General features: G+C 65.3%; 18 protein-coding genes. 6 read left to right on the top strand and 12 right to left on the bottom strand.

Going from position 1 to position 17646, the window contains the following annotated elements; genetic code table 11:
• Positions 1 to 113: 113 nt before the first annotated feature.
• Entirely contained in the window at positions 114 to 971 is an 858-nt protein-coding gene (locus AC1RMG_RS01605) for an SDR family NAD(P)-dependent oxidoreductase (protein ID WP_015635082.1), read from the bottom strand.
• 161 nt (positions 972 to 1132) lie between these two features.
• Between AC1RMG_RS01605 and AC1RMG_RS01600 the strand changes: the two genes are divergently transcribed.
• Positions 1133 to 2083, top strand: coding sequence for a LysR family transcriptional regulator (locus AC1RMG_RS01600; RefSeq protein WP_493168101.1), 951 nt, complete (start codon positions 1133 to 1135; stop codon positions 2081 to 2083).
• Here AC1RMG_RS01600 and AC1RMG_RS01595 read toward each other — a convergent pair.
• The 7 genes from AC1RMG_RS01595 to AC1RMG_RS01565 form a co-directional block, all read right to left on the bottom strand.
• The gene (locus AC1RMG_RS01595) at positions 2080 to 4554 is read right to left on the bottom strand and encodes a TonB-dependent siderophore receptor (RefSeq protein WP_019094193.1); all 2475 of its coding nucleotides are present in this window, start codon (positions 4552 to 4554) and stop codon (positions 2080 to 2082) included. The genes AC1RMG_RS01600 and AC1RMG_RS01595 overlap by 4 nt on opposite strands.
• A 103-nt stretch (positions 4555 to 4657) precedes the next feature.
• On the bottom strand, positions 4658 to 5629 hold the full coding sequence (locus AC1RMG_RS01590; protein WP_065363575.1) for a FecR family protein: 972 nt from the start codon (positions 5627 to 5629) through the stop codon (positions 4658 to 4660).
• Complete coding sequence (locus AC1RMG_RS01585; RefSeq protein ID WP_492618268.1) at positions 5626 to 6147, bottom strand: sigma-70 family RNA polymerase sigma factor; 522 nt, start codon at positions 6145 to 6147, stop codon at positions 5626 to 5628. Before AC1RMG_RS01585 ends, AC1RMG_RS01590 begins: the two co-directional genes overlap by 4 nt.
• Positions 6148 to 6257: 110 nt before the next feature.
• Complete coding sequence (gene hemB / locus AC1RMG_RS01580) at positions 6258 to 7232, bottom strand: porphobilinogen synthase (RefSeq protein ID WP_015635078.1); 975 nt, start codon at positions 7230 to 7232, stop codon at positions 6258 to 6260.
• 286 nt (positions 7233 to 7518) lie between these two features.
• Positions 7519 to 8115 carry a hypothetical protein gene (locus AC1RMG_RS01575; RefSeq protein WP_492575814.1) on the bottom strand — a complete coding sequence of 199 codons (597 nt, stop codon included), beginning with the start codon at positions 8113 to 8115 and terminating at the stop codon, positions 7519 to 7521.
• Complete coding sequence (locus AC1RMG_RS01570; RefSeq protein WP_125063400.1) at positions 8112 to 9014, bottom strand: PhzF family phenazine biosynthesis protein; 903 nt, start codon at positions 9012 to 9014, stop codon at positions 8112 to 8114. Before AC1RMG_RS01570 ends, AC1RMG_RS01575 begins: the two co-directional genes overlap by 4 nt.
• A 217-nt stretch (positions 9015 to 9231) precedes the next feature.
• Positions 9232 to 9936 carry a glutathione binding-like protein gene (locus AC1RMG_RS01565; RefSeq protein WP_401154790.1) on the bottom strand — a complete coding sequence of 235 codons (705 nt, stop codon included), beginning with the start codon at positions 9934 to 9936 and terminating at the stop codon, positions 9232 to 9234.
• 227 nt (positions 9937 to 10163) lie between these two features.
• On the opposite strand from AC1RMG_RS01565, the gene AC1RMG_RS01560 reads away from it, so the two are divergent.
• The gene (locus AC1RMG_RS01560) at positions 10164 to 10838 is read left to right on the top strand and encodes a histidine phosphatase family protein (protein WP_169894142.1); all 675 of its coding nucleotides are present in this window, start codon (positions 10164 to 10166) and stop codon (positions 10836 to 10838) included.
• Here AC1RMG_RS01560 and AC1RMG_RS01555 read toward each other — a convergent pair whose 3' ends face one another.
• From AC1RMG_RS01555 to AC1RMG_RS01540, 4 genes are read right to left on the bottom strand one after another with little or no spacing between them, the layout of a single operon-like run.
• Positions 10839 to 12128, bottom strand: a complete 1290-nt coding sequence (locus AC1RMG_RS01555) for an NAD(P)/FAD-dependent oxidoreductase (protein WP_493168096.1) — start codon at positions 12126 to 12128, stop codon at positions 10839 to 10841. It lies immediately after the preceding gene.
• Positions 12125 to 12871: an amino acid ABC transporter ATP-binding protein gene (locus AC1RMG_RS01550; RefSeq protein ID WP_011060582.1), complete on the bottom strand. Its 747-nt coding sequence runs from the start codon at positions 12869 to 12871 to the stop codon at positions 12125 to 12127. The genes AC1RMG_RS01555 and AC1RMG_RS01550 overlap by 4 nt, the downstream gene beginning before the upstream one ends.
• Positions 12868 to 13524: an amino acid ABC transporter permease gene (locus AC1RMG_RS01545; protein WP_011060581.1), complete on the bottom strand. Its 657-nt coding sequence runs from the start codon at positions 13522 to 13524 to the stop codon at positions 12868 to 12870. Before AC1RMG_RS01545 ends, AC1RMG_RS01550 begins: the two co-directional genes overlap by 4 nt.
• Positions 13525 to 13584: 60 nt before the next feature.
• The gene (locus AC1RMG_RS01540) at positions 13585 to 14355 is read right to left on the bottom strand and encodes an ABC transporter substrate-binding protein (RefSeq protein ID WP_220224129.1); all 771 of its coding nucleotides are present in this window, start codon (positions 14353 to 14355) and stop codon (positions 13585 to 13587) included.
• A gap of 171 nt (positions 14356 to 14526) precedes the next feature.
• On the opposite strand from AC1RMG_RS01540, the gene AC1RMG_RS01535 reads away from it, so the two are divergent.
• From AC1RMG_RS01535 to AC1RMG_RS01520, 4 genes are all read left to right on the top strand, one after another.
• Positions 14527 to 15303 carry an IclR family transcriptional regulator gene (locus AC1RMG_RS01535; RefSeq protein ID WP_011060579.1) on the top strand — a complete coding sequence of 259 codons (777 nt, stop codon included), beginning with the start codon at positions 14527 to 14529 and terminating at the stop codon, positions 15301 to 15303.
• A 526-nt stretch (positions 15304 to 15829) separates the two neighbouring features.
• Positions 15830 to 16885 (top strand): permease, encoded by a 1056-nt coding sequence (locus tag AC1RMG_RS01530; protein ID WP_404673284.1) that lies wholly within the window; start codon positions 15830 to 15832, stop codon positions 16883 to 16885.
• Between the two features lie 86 nt (positions 16886 to 16971).
• Positions 16972 to 17223: a type II toxin-antitoxin system HicA family toxin gene (locus AC1RMG_RS01525; protein ID WP_019094202.1), complete on the top strand. Its 252-nt coding sequence runs from the start codon at positions 16972 to 16974 to the stop codon at positions 17221 to 17223.
• Positions 17220 to 17561 carry a type II toxin-antitoxin system HicB family antitoxin gene (locus tag AC1RMG_RS01520; protein ID WP_072451388.1) on the top strand — a complete coding sequence of 114 codons (342 nt, stop codon included), beginning with the start codon at positions 17220 to 17222 and terminating at the stop codon, positions 17559 to 17561. The genes AC1RMG_RS01525 and AC1RMG_RS01520 overlap by 4 nt, the downstream gene beginning before the upstream one ends.
• Positions 17562 to 17646 lie beyond the last annotated feature (85 nt).

The raw sequence follows: 17646 nt of genomic DNA, 5'->3' as shown, positions 1-17646 counted from the left end.
CCTTCTGCTCCGGAACCCCTGTTTGACCTTGTCCGAGCGCTCGCCCGACCCGCGCGTGCTGGAGCGCTACTTCCGCGAACGGGAGATCTCCCCGCAGAGCGCCGCCCCCTCCCTCAAGCCCCGATGAAAGGCTGCTTGATCTGCCCCCAGCGCCGGGCGAACTGCTCCGGCGTGGCCGCCGCGATCCGCTTCAGGTCCCGGGGGTAATCCACACCGGGGGCCTCCTGGGGGCGCCAGGCACTGAACTGGCCATTGCTGGCCCGCAGGATGTAGCCGCTGTCCTGGCACTGCTCGCTGACCAGAAACAGCACCCCCGGCGTCACCCAGTCCGGCTTGAGTTCCGGCGGCTCCTCGCTGACGCCCCACATGCGGGTCTTGGCCACCGGCGACACCGCGTTGACCCGGATCCCGTGCTCCGCCCCTTCCTGGCCCAGGGCATTCATGATCCCGACCTGGGCCATCTTGCCCGCGCAGTAGGCCAGCAGCCCCGGCTGGGCATATTCCGGGTACAGCGCACGGTCGGAGGTGGTCAACAGCAGCCGCGGTGCGGCGGACTGCCGCAGATGGGGCCAGGCATGCCTGGCCAGCCAGATGGGCGCATACAGGTTGATCCCCAGCATGCGCTCGAGAAACCCGGCGTCGGTCTGCTCCAGCGCCTGGTAGCCAACCCAGCCGGCGTTGTGAATCAGGATATCCAGGCTGCCAAAGGCCTCCAGGGTGCGCTGCACCAGCCCCTGGCAACCGGCCTCGGTGCCCAGGTCGGCGGTGTCGGCCAGCGCCCTGGCACCGCTGGCCCGCAAGGCCCGCACCGCATCATGGGCGACACTGTCATCCGCCCCGCTACCGCTGCCGTCACTCCCGCAATCGCTGATCACCACCTGGGCACCACGACGGGCCAGGGCCCGTGCATAACTCAAGCCCAGGCCGCGCCCGGCGCCGGTGACAATCGCCGTTCTGCCGCTGAAATCCATGCTCTTCCCTCCTGTGTGAATTCCAGGGTAACAGCATGAAAATCAGTGACTTAATACTAAATTCCAGGTTCTGTGAGAGGTTTTTGATATCAATGAATTCGCTGTGAAACCATGAGCCTTGGGGTTTACAGTCCCAAAGCCCCCAGCCAGGAAGCATCGCCATGATCGAAACGCGCCTGTTGCGCCAGTTCATCGCCGTCGCCGAAGAACTGCACTTTCACAAGGCCGCCACGCGCCTGCACATGGCCCAGCCGCCCCTGAGCCAGGCCATCGCCCGCCTGGAGGAAAAACTCGGTTTCAGCCTCCTGCGGCGCAATCGTCGAGGCGTGGCCCTGACCCCGGCCGGGGCGGATTTTCTGCACAGCGCCCGGCGCACCCTGGCTACCCTGGAACAGGGCATCGAGCAGGCGCGCCATATTGCCCAGGGCCTGGCCGGCAGCCTGCGCGTCAGTAGCCTGTCACTGGCCGGCTACCCGAGCTTGCTCGCCAGCCTGCGGGGCTTTCGCCAGGCCTTGCCCGAGGTGCGCCTGGAACTGCGGGAACTGCCTTCGGCCGAGCAGCTCAAGGGCCTGCTCGGCGGCGACATCGACCTGGCGTTCATGCGTGAGCTGCCGCTGCCCGAAGGGCAGATAGCCTCGCGCCTGATCCTCGATGAGCCGATCGTCATCGCCCTGCCCCACGACCACCCCCAGGCCCAGGCGCCAGAGGTGGACCTGCGGGAGCTGGCCAACGACGACTTCGTGTTCACGCCCCAGGCCCTGGGCAGCGGCTACCACAACCAGTTGATGGCGCTGTGCAGCGCGGCCGGGTTCACCCCGAAGGTGGTCCAGGAAGTGGCCCGGGTCCAGACCCAGCTGGGCCTGGTGGGCTGCGGTTTCGGCGTGGCCCTGGTGCCCCGCTCGATGGCCGATGCGGTGCTGCAGGGCAGCGTCGCCTACCGCCCGCTGCGGGCCATGGGCACGCAGCCAGGGCCAAGCATCGGGCTGTACATGAACTGGCACCGGGACAACCCTTCGCCACAGCTGCAGCGTTTCATGGCCTTGCTCGACGCCGGGCTCCCAAAGCCTGAAGCGGCCGTGCAGAAGGCCTGCGCGGCCGCCACCAGGCCTTAGAAGTCGGCCTTGACCGACAGGGTGAGGTTGCGCGGGTCACCGTAGAAATTGCCGAAGCCTTCGGTGCCGATGGTGGTGTAGTAGCGCTTGTCCAGCAGGTTGTTGCCGTTCAGCGCCAGGGACCAGGTGTCGTCGATGCGGTAACCGATGCGGCCGTTCCAGATCGCATAGCCGGCCTGGCGGATGTGGTTGCCGCTGGTGGGCGAGACTCGGTAGTTGTCACTCTGGGCGTTGACCCCGGCCCCCACGGTGAAGCGCTCCAGGGCACCTCCCAGCTGATAGTCGCCCCAGACCCGCAGCAGGTGGCGCGGCACGTAGGTGGTGAACGGCAAGCCGTTGTTGGCGCTGTTGGCATCCTCCAGGGTCTTGGTCTGGGTGTAGGTGTAGCCGGCCAGCACTTGCAGGCGTTCGATCACCTCACCGCTGAGCTCCGCTTCAAAGCCCTGGGCGCGGACCTTGCCCGAGTTCAGCGAGCAGGTACTGTCCGGGCAGGCCGGGTCGTCCTGCTGCGCGTCCTGCTGGATGGTGCGGAACAGGCTGAAGGCGCTGTTGAGGCGGCCATCGAACCACTCGCCCTTGATCCCCAGCTCGTAGCTCTTGCCCACCAGCGGCTTGAGGGAGGCGCCGTCCAGAGTCCGATAGCTGCCCTGGGGGGTGAAGATGCTGGAGTAGCTGGCGTAGGCCGTGAGGTTGTCGTTGAGGTCGTACAGCACCCCGGCGAACGGCGTGACCTCGCCGGTTTCCTTGGATCGGGCACTGCTGGGCGTGCGCGTATCGCGCCAGTAGGCCACCGAATCGTTCTGCGACTTGTACCAGCTGACCCGGCTGCCCATGACCAGGGTCAGCGGGTCGGCCAGCTTCAGGCGCACAGTGGAATACAACCCTTGCTGCTGGATCCGCAGATCAGTGGGGCCGCCCCGGGTGGAATTGCTTTCGTAGTAGCTGTCGTCGGGCTTGGGCAGGTGGTGATCGGGGTCCAGCACATTCTGCCGCTGGGGCAAGCCGGCCACGGCGTAGAAGTCGTCCTTGATCGAGCGGCTGGCGTTGGCGCCGAAGGTCAGCTCGTGCTCCTGGCCAAAGGCCTGGAAGTGCCCGTCGACATAGGCATCGAAGCCGTAGTCCACCTGGTCGTAGTCGTAGATGCTGCCCAGCATCAGGGTGCTGGAACGGCTGGCCCCCACCGGCACCGAACCGCTGGGGAAGGCGTACTCGATATCCTGGGTATTGCGGGTGTAGACCCCGGCCACCTTCAGCGCCCAGTCGTCGTTGAGTTGCTGGCGCAGGTCGGCGAAATAGGTCGCGCGCTTGCTGCGCGAGTTGTTCCAGGCGGTGTTCAGGCAGGTGGAACGGCCCAGCTTGAGGTCGCTGCCGTCGCTGTAGCGCGGCAGGCCGCCCCAGCACGGGCGCGAGTCGACGTCTTCATAGGCCATGCCCAGGCCCAGGGTGGTGGCGTCGCTGAGGTCGAAATCCAGGGCGCCGTAGTAGACCTGGTCCTTGCGATCGCCCAGGTCGTAGAAGTACTGCCGGGTCTGCTGGGTCACCACCGCCCGGCCGCGGACGGTACCGGCATCGTTCAACGGCCCGCCGGTGTCCACCTGGGCCCGGTAGTTGTCCCAGCTGCCGGCGGACATCGTCAGTTCGGTGTGCGGCGTGGCCTGGCCGCGCTTGCGCACGAAGTTCACCGAGCCGGCAGTGCCGCCCGCGCCCTTGAGCATGCCGGCAGCGCCGCGCAGGATCTCCACCCGGTCATAGAAGGCCATGTCGCTGCTGAAGCTGTCGGCCTGTACGTAGCTGCTACCCATGTCCAGGGGCACGCCGTCGTACTGGTACTGGCCGGTCATGCGAAAGCCCCGGGAGTAGAAATACTTGCCGCCCATGGGCGAGTCGTAAAGGGTGATGCCCGGGGTCTTCTCCATCACCTGGTCAATGGTGTTGAGGTTCTGGTCATCGAGCATCTTGCGGGTGATCACGGTCACCGACTGCGGGGTTTCCTTGAGCGAGTGCTGGCCCTTGCCGATGGTGACCGCGCCGGTGGTGTAGGAACCGGAATACTCGGTGGTGGCCCCCAGTTCCTGGCCCTGCACCTGGGTGGTGCCCAGCTCCAGAGCGCCGCTGCCCTGGGGCACGGGGCGCAGCACGAAGCTGCCGTTGCTCTGTGGCTCGGCCTGCCAGCCGCTGCCGGCGAGAATCCGCGCAAAGCCTTCCTGTACCCCGTATTCACCCTTGAGCCCCGCCGAACGCAGGCCGGCGGTCTGCCGGGCATCGAAGGAAATGGCCGCGCCGGCAGCGCTGGCGTAACGGCTCAGCACCTCGGTCAGGTCACCGGCGGCAATATCGAAGCGGCGTACCGCGGTCTGTTCGCTGGCCGCCACTGCGGTCAACGGCAGCAGTGCCGCCCCGTAGACCGCCAGTGCGCCCCAGAGCCCGACCTTGATCGCCTGGGCCAACTTCGACTTGTGAACATCAGACATGCTTTGCCTTCCCCGCTAACGAAAATGAATCCACTGGGGGATAAGCCGGACCAGGAGGGGCAAACATGCAAAGGCCCTTGAATTTTTTTTTCGCCCCGCGGATTCAACCCACGCGGCTATCGGAAACCCGTACCCAGTAGCGGGTGTAGCGCTTGATCTGCAGGGAGAAACCGCTTTCCAGCGCCGCCAGGGCGCGGTCGGTGTCATCGATGGGGAAGGCCCCGGAGATCTTCAGCCCGGCAATCTGCGGATCGCACTGCACAACCCCGCGGCGGTAGCGCGACAGGTCGGCCAGCAATTCCCCCAGGGGCCGGTCGATGGCGATGATGCTGCCCTGGCGCCAGGCACCCACCGCGGCATCGTTGGGCCGCAGCGCGGCAAAGCCCCCGGCGCTGAACGCCAGTTGCTGGCCGGCCTCGACCCGACGCGGCGCAAGGCCTGCGCCCAGGCTGACCTGCACCGCGTGCTCCAGCACCGCCACCTGCTCCTCACGCTCATCGCTGCGCAGCACGAAGCGAGTGCCCAGGGCCAGCACCTCGGCGTCCCGGGTGAAGACCCGGAACGGCCGCTGCAAGGGATCGGCAGCGGTGCTGACCAGCATCTCGCCCCACAACAGCTGCACCTTGCGTTGCTGACTGTCGAACTGCACGTTGATCGAGGTGTTGGTATTGAGCAGCAGCGAAGTGCCGTCCGCCAGGCGCACTTGCCGGCGCTCGCCGATCTGGGTCCGGTAGTCCGCCAGCAGTTGCTGGGCGCTGTCGCTGCGCCAGCCCAGCCAGCCCAGGGAACCGGCCGAGGCCAGCACCACCAGGTTGCGCATCAGCTCGCGGCGCGAGCGCCCTGCCCCGCGCAAGGTGGAACCGGCCAGGCCGCCGGGCAGTGCCGACATCTGCTCGCCCAGTTGCTGCATGCGTTCCCACGCCTGGCGGTGCAAGGGGTCGGCGGCCAGCCATTCGCGCCAGGCGGCCTGCTCCTGCTCGCTGGCGCTGCCGGAGCGCAGTTGCGCGTACCAGCGTGCCGCTCCGCTGATGGCCTGGCGCTCGCCGACGCTCAGTTGCAGGCCGGCGAAACTCATGACAGCTGCATCCGCATCTGCATCAGGCAGCAATGCTCCATGGCCTTGGCCATGTAGTTGCTCACGCTGCGCACGGAAATCTGCAGGCGCTCGGCGATCTGCTCGTAGGTCAGGCCGTCGCACTGGGACAGCAGGAAAGCCTGTTTCACCTTGGGCCCCAGGCCATCCAGCAGCCGGTCGATTTCCATCAGCGCCTGGAACAGCGCGCTCTGCTCCTCCGGCGACGGATGCTCGCCCTCGGGCACCAGGGCCAGGGCTTCGAGGTAGGCCTGCTCCAGGGAACGCCGGCGAAACAGATCGATCAGCAGGCCCCGGGCAATGCGCGACAGGTAGGGCCGCGGCTCACGGATCTCCACTGCATTGCGCGCCTTGAGCACCCGCACGAAGGTGTCCTGGGCCAGGTCGGCGGCATCGAAGGCGTTGCCCAGGCGCTGGCGCAACCAGCCCTGCAGCCAGCCATGGTGATGGGTGTAGAGGTCGGTGACGGCACAGCGCAGGGATAAGTCGTCGGCGGGCATGACAGTAAGGATTCATATTTGATAATGAATCGCATTGTCATGTAGAGGCGGAAGTCTTGGCAATAGCCACGAACGCCGGGCGACGTTCGTGGCAGTACTGCGGGGCCTAATCAGATCCCGGCCAGGGCCAGGTCCATGGCGAAGTAGGTGAAGATCAGATCGGCGCCGGCGCGCTTGATCGAACCCAGGGTTTCGCGCACCACTCGCTGCTCGTCGATGGCGCCGGCCTGGGCGCCGAACTTGATCATCGCGTACTCGCCGCTGACCTGGTACGCCGCCACCGGCAGGCGCGAGGCCTCGCGGATGTCGCGGATGATGTCCAGGTAGGCCCCGGCGGGCTTGACCATCAGCGAGTCGGCGCCTTCCTGCTCGTCCAGCAAGGACTCGCGCACCGCTTCGCGGCGGTTCATCGGGTTCATCTGGTAGCTCTTGCGATCGCCCTTGAGCGCGCTGCCGCCGGCTTCACGGAACGGGCCATAGAGCGCCGAGGCGAACTTGGTGGAATAGGCCATGATCGGCGTCTGGGTGAAGCCGGCGGCATCCAGGGCGCGGCGGATGGCCTGGACCTGACCGTCCATGGCCGCCGACGGCGCGATCACATCGGCGCCGGCACGGGCCGCGGCCACCGCCTGCTTGCCGAGGTTGAGCAGGGTCTGGTCGTTGTCCACTTCATGGCCGTGCATGACCCCGCAGTGGCCGTGATCGGTGTATTCGCAGAAGCAGGTGTCGGACATCACGATCATCTCCGGCACCGCATCCTTGGCGATGCGCGACATGCGCGACACCAGGCCGTTTTCCTTCCAGGTATCGCTGCCGTCGCAGTCCAGGTGGTGGGAGACGCCGAAGGTCATCACCGACTTGATCCCGGCGCGGGCGTAACGCTCGATCTCGCCGGCCAGCCTGGATTCGGGAATGCGCATCACCCCGGGCATGCTCTTGATCGGCACGAAATCGTCGATTTCTTCCTCGACGAAAATCGGCAGCACCAGGTCGTTGAGGGTGAATTCGGTTTCCTGGAACAGGCTGCGCAGTTGTTCGGAGCGACGCAGGCGACGCGGACGGGCTTCTGGGAACTGGCTGGACATGATTTTTCCTAAGGCTGAGCGCGAAACAACACGAGCTATGGCGAAAAAAGGCTGAAAGCTTATGCCCACCGCCGCCCCGGTACAAACCCGCACGGCTCAAGAGAGTCTTGCCCAAGCCGTAACAATGCCCTTGAGGCCCCGCGATCCAGGGGGTATCGGCCACTCGACGCGGCCAGCCTGCGACCATCTGACGCAACAGCGGCAGCCGCCATTGAAAAACCTGCGTGCGACAAATTCGGCGGTTGGCCGCTTGCAGCAGCTCCTGGCTCCCGCACGGGTGTGCACACTACGGCGGCTCGCTGCCCTGCAAATTGAGGGTGTAGTCCTTCAGAGGCGTTTTGAAGTAGGCCATGCCGGTATCGTCAACCTTTCCCCTGAGCACGATCTTCTTGATCCTGTCGGCAATTTCATCGGCAGCGTTTTCGGACTGAATCGTCGCCTCGATGCACTCGCCAGGCCGGTAACCCACAGTTCGAACGATCAGATTGAGATCGACGTAATGGTCAGCCTCGCGGCCCACCACGCGACGATTTTCCGGGCCCTGGGTCCAATATATCTCCACGACTTTGCCGGCCGATGGCTTGACCGGCAGGTTGCACGTGGCATTCACCGCCACGCCCTTGTCCCCTGGCGTGGCCGCCACGCTGGCGGATGCCGCGGATTCGCTCCCCGGTGTATTACCAGGCAAGGTTGCCGGGCCGGGCGGTTGTTTGACCGCCGTGGTTTGTGCAATGCAAAGCAGTGGATCAAGCGCCAGCAAACCCAGCAGGCCTGCCCGCAGCATCCAGCCCTTACAGGACACAACCTGGGCCCAGGCGCACAGGAGCCGTGCCTGCCTGTGCGTGCCGGTGCCTGCAAAATCGCCAGGCGCCAGCGCGCTCATGGATGCCTCGGTCCAGTGGGCGAAGGTGTATTCCCGCACGCTTGCTCACTGGTTTGGAGAAGCCGCAGGTGTCCCTCAATGCAGGTTCGCACCGTGCCGCCGATCCAGATTTCATCGCCGATCTGTTCCACGTCAATCCGCCCTGCCCGCCCCATGCTCAGGCCCTGGCTGACCCGGTAGCGAGCCGGTGCCAGCCCGGCGCCCAGCAACCACTGGGCGATGCCGGCATTGAGGCTGCCGGTGGCCGGGTCTTCGGGCATGCCATCACCGGCGATAAAGGCCCGTACCTCGAACTGCGCGTCGCTGTCATCACGCTCGGGGTCACAGGGCGCGATCACCCCGACCGCCAGACCGATCAGCGCCGGGTAGTCCGGTTGCAGGTCCAGCACCTGCTGGCGTTCGCCGAGCATCACCGCCAGCCAGCCGGCGCCGTTGTCGACCCACTGCGCCTGCACGATGTCCCCGGGCGTAAGGCGCAGGCCACGGCGCACCTGCTCCAGCACCTGGGGCTCCACCGGGCCGGCCTTGAGCAGCGGCGGCGCGAGAAAGGCCAGCTGATCGCCCTGGCGGCGGATGCGCACCAGGCCCACTTCGCACTCCTGGATGATCTCCTCGCCCCGGGGCACGCCGCCGGCTTCGAGCCAGGCGTGGCAACTGCCCAGGGTCGGGTGGCCGGCGAAGGGCAATTCCTGGGTGGTGGTGAAAATCCGCAGGCGGTAGTCGGCCCGGGGATCGCGGGGCTGGAGCAGAAAGGTGGTTTCGCTGAGGTTGGTCCAGTTGGCGAAGGTGGCCATGCGCTCGGTGCTGAGCTCGTCAGCGTTGAATACCACGGCCAAGGGGTTGCCTTTGAGGGGAGTCGAGCTGAAGACATCGACTTGCTTGAAACTTAAGGGGGGCATGCAAAAATTCCTGTTTCTTAATAAGGCCCAGCGTTATGAGGCACAACGTTGGCTGTAGCCGCTGCCGAGCCAGGGCGAGGCTGCGAAAGAGCGGGCTGCGTTCGGTACCCAGGCCCTGACTGGGCGCCCCCAGACACACCCCTGGCATTCTTGGGATCGCCGCCACCGCTGCGCGCTCGTGCACAGCCTGCGGCAGCGGCTACAGGGCGTGCGTGCGTCAAGAAACCTTGGGAATCTCCAACCCGCGGATCACCGCCGGGCGCGCCACGAATTTGGCCAGCACTCGCTTGACCTCGGGGAAGTTGTCGATGCCCACCAACTCGCCCGCCTCATAGAACCCGATCAGATTGCGAACCCACGGAAAGGTCGCGATATCAGCAATGGTGTAGCGCTCGCCCATGATCCACTCGCGCCCCCCCAGGTGCTTGTCCAGCACCCCCAGCAGACGCTTGGCCTCGTTCACGTAGCGCTCCAGCGGCCGCTTGTCCTCGTACTCCCTGCCGGCAAACTTGTTGAAGAACCCCACCTGCCCGAACATCGGGCCGATGCCGCCCATCTGGAACATCAGCCATTGGATGGTTTCATAACGCGCCGCCGACTCCTGGGCCAGCAGTTGCCCGCTCTTGTCCGCCAGGTAGATCAGGATCGCCCCCGACTCGAACAGCGCCAGCGGCTGGTCCCCCGGGCCGTGGGGGTCGAGAATCGCCGGGATCTTGTTGTTCGGGCTGACACTGAGGAACTCCGGGGTCATCTGATCCTGGGTCTCGAAGCTGACCCGGTGCGCCTCGTAGGGCAGGCCGATCTCTTCGAGCATGATCGAGACCTTGACCCCGTTGGGGGTCGGCAAGGAATACAACTGAATCCACTCAGGGAATTGCGCAGGCCATTTCTGGGTGACGGCAAAGGCGGAAAGATCGCTCATGACAGGCTTCCAGTCTCAATCAAAGGGGGGCGGCGCCACGGATGGGCAACGGCGGGGAATTATCCGCCGGGTTTTCTTAAATCGGCAACATGCAGCGCTTAAGCTGCCTGCAATCGAACCAAAAGCCGTTCAGGGACTCATAAGCAACGGCCCGATCAGGCCATGAGCAACGACAGGGAACACGGGTTTGTCAGCCTCACGCATCGCACTTGAAGAATGACCGCACCATGAACCTGCCCCGCCGCCTTGCCCGCCACTTCAAGCACCGCCGCTACCTGCCGTTGCCGGCCCTGTTGCTGGGCGGCGCCCTGTGCCTGTCCCTGGAATCCAGCGCCAGCCGCGCGCAACCGGTGGACGGCACCCAGACCCTGGTGTTCCTGCGCCACGCGGAAAAGCCCGCCGGCGGCCTCGGCCAGCTCAACTGCCAGGGCCTGAACCGGGCCATCGACCTGGCCTCGCTGCTGCCGGAGAAATTCGGCAAGGCGCAGTACGTGTTCGCCGCCGACCCCACGCGCAACGTCGAGGAAGGCGAGCTGGACAACTCCTACAGCTACATCCGCCCGCTGATGACCATCAGCCCCAGCGCCATCAAGCTCGGCCTGCCGGTGAACATCGATTTTGCCGCCAATGACACCAGCGACCTGGCGGACGAGCTGCTGCATGACCGCTACCACAACTCGATCATCTACACCGCCTGGTCCCACGGCTACCTGCCGGAGCTGATCAACAAGGTCGCCGAAGAAGCCGTGGGCGAACGGCAGCCGATCACCGAAGACTGGGCCTCCAGCGACTTCGACTCGCTGTACGTGCTGACCCTGACCTGGCGCAACGGCAAGGCCAGCCTGCACAGCCAGAGCTACAAACAGGGCCTGGACGGCGGCGAGCAGGATTGCCCGAGCTGATCAGCCCAGGGCGTCGAGCAACCGGTACCAGGCAATCCCCGCCCCCAGGTAGAGGCGTTGCAGGCCGTGCAGCGGAATCGGCCGCAACGGCGTGACCGGGAAAGGAAAACCCTGCCCCGCTCCCGTCAGCCGCGCCGCCAGGTGCCTGCCCAGCAGGGTCGACAAGGCAATGCCGCGCCCGTTGTAGCCCAGCAGGATCGACAGCCCCGGCGCCGGCTCGTGCAACTGCGGCAGAAAACTCGGGGTCAGGGCCACGCGCCCGCTCCAGCGATACTCGATGGGGACCCCCGCCAATTGCGGAAACAGGTTCAGCAACGAACGCTCCAGGTGGTTCCAGTCGGCATCCCGGCGCGGCTCGGAAAACGGCCCGCGCCCACCCAGCAGCAGGCGCCCCTGGGCGTCCTGCTTGAAATACAGCAGCAGGCGCCGGGCATCGGAACACACCTCGCCGCCCGGCAGGATGCTCTGGCGCAGCTCGGCAGGCAGCGGCCGGGTGGCGATGATGAAACTGTTGGCGGCGATCACCGTCTGGCGCAACCCCGGCCACAAGTCGTCGGTGTAGCCATTGGTCGCCAGCAGCACCTTCGAGGCACGCACCCGGGCGCCGCGGTCGGTCTCCAGGGTCCAGCGCCCGCCATCGCGCTGCAGCTGCCGGACCCGGCTCTGGCCGTGAATGCTCACCCCCAGCCCCATCGCCACCCGGGCCAGGCCCCGGGCGTAGTTCAGCGGGTGCAGGCTGCCGGCCCGCGGGTCGACCCAGCCGCCCAGGTACTGCGGGCTGCCGATGCGCTGGCTCACCGCTGCCTTGTCCAGCAACTCCACGGCTACGCCGCGCTGGCGCCACTGCTCGGCGCGCTGCTCCAGGGTGTGCATCGCCGCGCCGGAAAACGCCGGCTGAATCCAGCCCTTGCGGGTGGCGTCGCAGCGAATGCCGTGTTCCTTGATCAGCTCGAACACTTCATCGGCCGCGCCACCCACGGCATCGACCAGCGCCTCGCCCTGTACCGAGCCGAACTTGGCCAGCAGTTGCTCGGGGTCGAACTTGAGCCCGGGGATCACCTGCCCACCGTTGCGCCCGGAGGCGCCCCAGCCGGGCTCGCCGGCATCCAGCACACAGACGCTGGCACCGCTCTGGGCCAGGCGCAGGGCGCTCACCAACCCGGTGTAGCCGGCGCCGACAATCGCCACATCGACCTCCCGGTCCTCGGCCAGTGCCGGGGTGTGCTCGGCCGGCATGGCCGTGGCCGCCCACAGCGAGGGCGGCATGCGCAGGGGCTCGGATGCGCTCATGCCTGCACCTCCGCGCCCTGGTTGAGCAAGCGCCGCAGGAAGTCCTGGGTGCGCGGGTGGCTCGGGGTACTGAGCACGGTTCGGGCCGGGCCGGCCTCGACGATGCGCCCGCTGTGGAGGAAGCACACCTGGTCTGCCACGTCCTGGGCAAAGCCCATTTCATGGGTGACCACGATCATGGTCATGCCCTCGTCGGCCAGCTTGCGCATCACCGCCAGCACCTCGCCCACCAGTTCCGGGTCCAGCGCCGAAGTCGGTTCGTCGAAAAGAATCGCCTCCGGGTCCATGGCCAGCGCCCGGGCAATGGCCACCCGTTGCTGCTGGCCGCCGGAGAGCTCGTCCGGGTAGGCGTGCATGCGATGGGCCAGGCCGACCTTTTCCAGCAGCGCCTCGGCCCGCAGGCGTGCTTGCCGGGGGTCCTGTTTCTTGACGTAGATCGGCCCCTCGGTGACGTTCTGCAAGGCCGTGCGATGGGGGAACAGGTTGAAGCGCTGGAACACCATGGCCACCCGGGTACGCAGTTCATGGATGCTCTTGGCCTGCCGGTCGACCCGCGCCCCGCTCACCAGGATGTCGCCCTGCTCGTAGCTTTCCAGGCCGTTGATGCAGCGCAGCAGGGTCGACTTGCCGGACCCCGAGGGCCCGATCAGGCACACCACTTCACCGCTGTGCACCTGTAGGTCGATGCCTTCGAGCACCGCCACGTTGCCAAAGCTCTTGTGTACGCCCTTGATCTGGATCATGGCTTTCTCCGGGTGCTGATGCGCGCCTCCAGGCGGCGCAGGGCAAAGGACAGCGGCAGGCTCAGGGCCAGGTAGAGCAAGGCCACCAGGGTGTAGACGGTCATGTTCTCGAAGGTCGAGGAAGCGATCAGTTGCCCGGCCCGGGTCATTTCGGCCACGGTGATGGTGGACACCAGGGACGAGTCCTTGAGCATCATCACCAGGGTGTTGCCATAGGGCGGCAAGGCGATGCGCAGGGCCTGGGGCAGCACCACCCGACGCATGATCATCGGCCCGCGCATGCCGATGGATTCGGCGGCCTCGATCTGCCCCTGGTGAATGGCCTGGATACCGGCGCGGAAGTTTTCCGCCTGGTACGCCGAGTAGGCGATGCCCAGGCCGATCACCCCGGCCTGCATGGCGGTGAGCTGGATGCCGAAATCCGGCAGCACGAAGTAGATGTAAAACAGCTGGACGATGATCGGCAACCCGCGAATAACGTTGACCACGCCGATGGCGAACAACGCCACCGAGCGCACCTTGGACACCATCATCAAGGCGAAGACCAGGCCGATCAGCGAGCTGAGCACGAAGGAGCCAACGGTGACCTGCAGGGTGACCACTGCGCCTTTCAACAGAATGGGCAGGAAGTCCAGAGCGTTCTGGAGAAACATGGAGAGACCCGTTTAATCAGCAGGAAAGGGACCCGGGCCAGGCGCCGGGCCGCGACTGGATCAGTTGAGCTTCCAGTGCTCGATGATGCGGTCCAGGGTGCCGTCGGCCTTGATCGCGGCGATCCCGCGATTGACCTCGGCCAGTGTCTGGGCATCGCCCTTGCGCACGATCAGGCAGACATCGCCCATGACCACCGGCTGGTAGCCCTTGACCAGCCGCACCTTGTTCTGGGTGCCCTGGGCCAGTTGGTAGGCGAGGATCGGCCGGTCGGCGAAACCGGCCTTGATCCGCCCCAGGGCCAGGTCGCGCATCAGATCGGGAATCGAGTCATAGCCGCGCACTTCCTTGAAGATCCCGCGCTTGTTCAACTCGTCGATAAACACCGTGCCGACCTGGGCGCCGACGGTTTCCCCGGCCAGGTCCTCCATGCGGCGGTAGTCGCTGGCGTCGTCGGCCTTGACGATCAGGCCCTCGCCGTAGCTGAACACCGGGTCGGAGTACTGCACCACTTTCTCGCGCACCGGGGTGCGCAGCATGGCAGCGGAAATGATGTCGATCTTGTTCGAGGTCAGTGAGGGGATCAGTGCGGCGAAGGTGGTCTGCTGGATGTCCACGGCGAAACCGCCGGCCTTGCCCACGGCCCGGGCGGCATCGATCATCATGCCCTCGATGCTCTGGCTCTTGACGTCAAGGAAGGTGAAGGGAATGCCGGTGGCGGTGGCCCCGACCTTGTACAGCGGCTCGGCCTGGGCCGACGTCGAAAGGCCCAGGCCAAGGGCGCAACAGAATGCGAAAACAGCGGGTGCAAGGACGCGAGTGCGGGTATGCATGGCGAATCTCCCATTGGACGGTTTTATTGTTTGAAGTCCGTGATGGATAGCCTCTGTTGTGGAAGGCAGGAGGCATGAGACCGACTATAAACAATTTACAAAAATCGTAAAGAGATTTATAAATATCGAATATCGATATTCAAAACACAAAATAACCTGAAAGGACTGGTCATGAGCGATAACAACAACTCCCTTTTCAACCAGTCATTGGAGAAGGGCCTGGCGGTGCTGCGGGCCTTCAACGCCGCGCAACGGACCATGAACCTGGCGGAAATCGCCACGGCCGCCGACATCAACAAAAGCTCGGCGCAGCGCATGATCCACACCCTGGAACAGCTGGGCTACGTGCGTAAGCACCCGCAGACCAAGCGCTTCCAGCTGACCCCGCGGGTGATGGAGATCGGCTACAACTACCTGGCCGCCGACACCCTGGTGGACGTGGCCAACCCCTTCCTCGCCGAGCTGGCCCAGGTCACCGGGGAAACCACCAACCTCACCGAGCCCGATGGCCTGGACATGGTCTATGTAGCGCGATTCGTGGCGCCCAAGTTCATCCCCATCCACATGCCCATCGGCAGTCGTATCCCGATGTACTGCACCGGCTCGGGCCGCGCCTACCTCAGCGCCCTGCCCGCCGCCGAGGCCTTGCAGATCCTCCAGGCCAGCGACCGCAAGGCCCACACCCGACACACCCGCACCGACCTGGACGAGATCCAGCGCGAGATCGACGCCACCCAGCGCCGCGGCTATGCCCTGAACCCGGAAGAACTGTTCCTGGGCGACATGGCGATAGCCGCGCCCATCCTCGATGGCAAGGGCTTGCCGGTGGCCGCGGTGCACGTGGTGGTGCCCAGCAGCCGCTGGACCCTGGAAGAAGCCGAACGCAAGCTCGCGCCCTCGGTGATCGAATGTGCCCGGGCCATCCGCACCTCGATTCGCACCCTCTGAAAATCGCTCCCCTGTAGCCGCTGCCGCAGGCTCGGGCCGCGTTCGGACGAACGGCTCGCAGGGACGCGGCGTTCTCAAGGCCGACAGAATTCCGACGGGGGATCGCCAGGCAAGGCCTTGCGGGCCTTTGCGCAGCCTCGCTGACGCTCGGCAGCGGCTACAGGGCCAGTGCCGATCCAAGATTGGTGTAGCCGCTGCCGCAGGCTGCGAACGGCCCGTAGGGACGCAGCGTTCTCAAGCCCGACAGCGCTCCGACGGGAGATCGCCAGGCAAGGCCCTGCGGGCCTTTGCGCAGCCTCGCTGACGCTCGGCAGCGGCTACAGGGCCAGTGCCGATCAGGGATTTGTGTAGCCGCTGCTGCAGGCTCGGGCCGCGTTCGGACGAACGGCTCGCAGGACGCGGCGTTCTCAAGGCCGATGAGCTCCCGACGGGGGATCGCCAGACAAGGCCGGACGAGATCGGTTCGCAGCGCGCCGGCGCCAGCGGCTACAATTCGCGCTTATTGTCCTCGTGCGGAATACCTTTCATGTCCAACCTCGCCTCCACCCAGCCCAACCGCGGCTGGGCGTTCTGGTGCAAACCCCTGCTGTTCCTGCTAGTCGCCGCCATCGGCCTGTATTACGTGAAGTGGTCGCCCTACTACCTCAAGGCCTTTGTCGCCGCCGACAGCCACAGCATCGGCGCCTCGATCCTCAACGATCAGCAGAGCTCGCCCTGGAGCGCCGCCCTGGCCTATTCCCAGGTGTACTTCCTGGCCATCTGGAAGGCTGCGGTGCTGGCGGTGATCCTGGGTTCCCTGCTGCAGGTGCTGATTCCCCGGGACTGGCTGCTGCGCCTGTTCGGCCGTGCCGGCTTCGGCTCGACCCTGCGCGGCGGGCTGTTCGCCCTTCCGGGCATGATGTGTTCCTGCTGCGCCGCGCCGGTGGCTGCTGGCCTGCGCCGGCAGAAGGTTTCGGTGGGTGCGGCCCTGGCGTTCTGGATCGCCAACCCGGTGCTCAACCCGGCCACCCTGGTGTTCATGGGCTTTGTCCTGGGCTGGGGCTTTTCCGCCCTGCGCCTGGTGGCGGGCATTGTCCTGGTGTTGGGCGTTTCCCTGGTGGCGCAGCGTGTCGCCGGCCCCGAGCAACTGCCCGAAGCCGCGGTGGATGCGGTGGTGGAAGCCAGCACGGTGAACGACCAGCCGTTCCTGCTGCGCTGGGGCAAGACCCTGTGGCAACTGTTCTGGAGCACCATTCCGATCTACGTACTGGCGGTACTGGTGCTGGGCGCGGCGCGGGTCTGGCTGTTTCCGCATATCGACGGTGCCATGGGTGACAGCCTGTGGTGGCTGGTGCCGCTGGCGATCGCCGGGACCCTGTTCGTGATCCCCACGGCGGCAGAGATTCCCATCGTCCAGACCATGATGACCCTGGGCCTGGGCACCGGGTCGGCGGTGGCCCTGCTGATGACCCTGCCGAGCATCAGCCTGCCGTCGCTGCTGATGCTGCGCAAGGATTTCGATGCCCGGGTGCTGGTGACCGTGGCCGTGCTGACCATGCTGGTGGGGATTGTCTGCGGGTTGATTGGTGCGGCGTTGTTGTAGAGCCCTGGTGGTCGAAGCTTATAAGTGACTCACATTGACACCCTTGAATCATGCAACTAAATTTAGTCGCAAAAAAAGAGGATGCTGTGTCCAAGAACGATAAGCTTCTCGCCAAGTTACTCAACGACCGAGGGACCTTTTCCTGGCAGGAACTGGTCACTCTCCTAAAGCGCCTGGGCTACACACCGTTGGAGGGCTCGGGCAGCCGGGTAAAATTCGACAATGGTGATCCAGGCGCAATGATCAACCTGCACAAACCGCACCCCGGTAATGAGCTGAAGGCCTACATACGCCGCCAAGTGATCGAGCAACTGAAATCGGGAGGTCTCATACCGTGAACAACCTACTGCAGCACAAGGGCTATTACGGCTCTATCGAGGTCAGTACCGAGGACAATTGCCTCTTTGGCAAACTTCAGTTCATAAGGGCCTTGGTTAGCTATGAGGGGCAGACTGTGGCTGAACTCGAAGCGGCCTTCAAAGAGGCAGTAGACGACTATCTGGATACCTGTGAGCAATCGGGTACAGCACCCGAAATCCCTTGCAAAGGCTCGTTCAACGTTCGGGTAGGCCACGATCTTCATCTAGCGGCTGCCGTGGCCGCCACCCGGCAGAATGTATCGTTGAACGATCTGACTCGTCAGGCCCTGAATGAATACCTGCAACATCACGGCTGATTGGTGTCTCGTGGAGGACAAGGCACTCATAAAATGCTGGCCTCCAATGGAAATTTCCACAGGCCCCGCCGCATCGTCTTGAAAC

Source organism: Pseudomonas sp. GW822-FHT04H02 (assembly GCF_058800645.1).
This window is presented reverse-complemented; position numbering and strand designations above follow the sequence as displayed.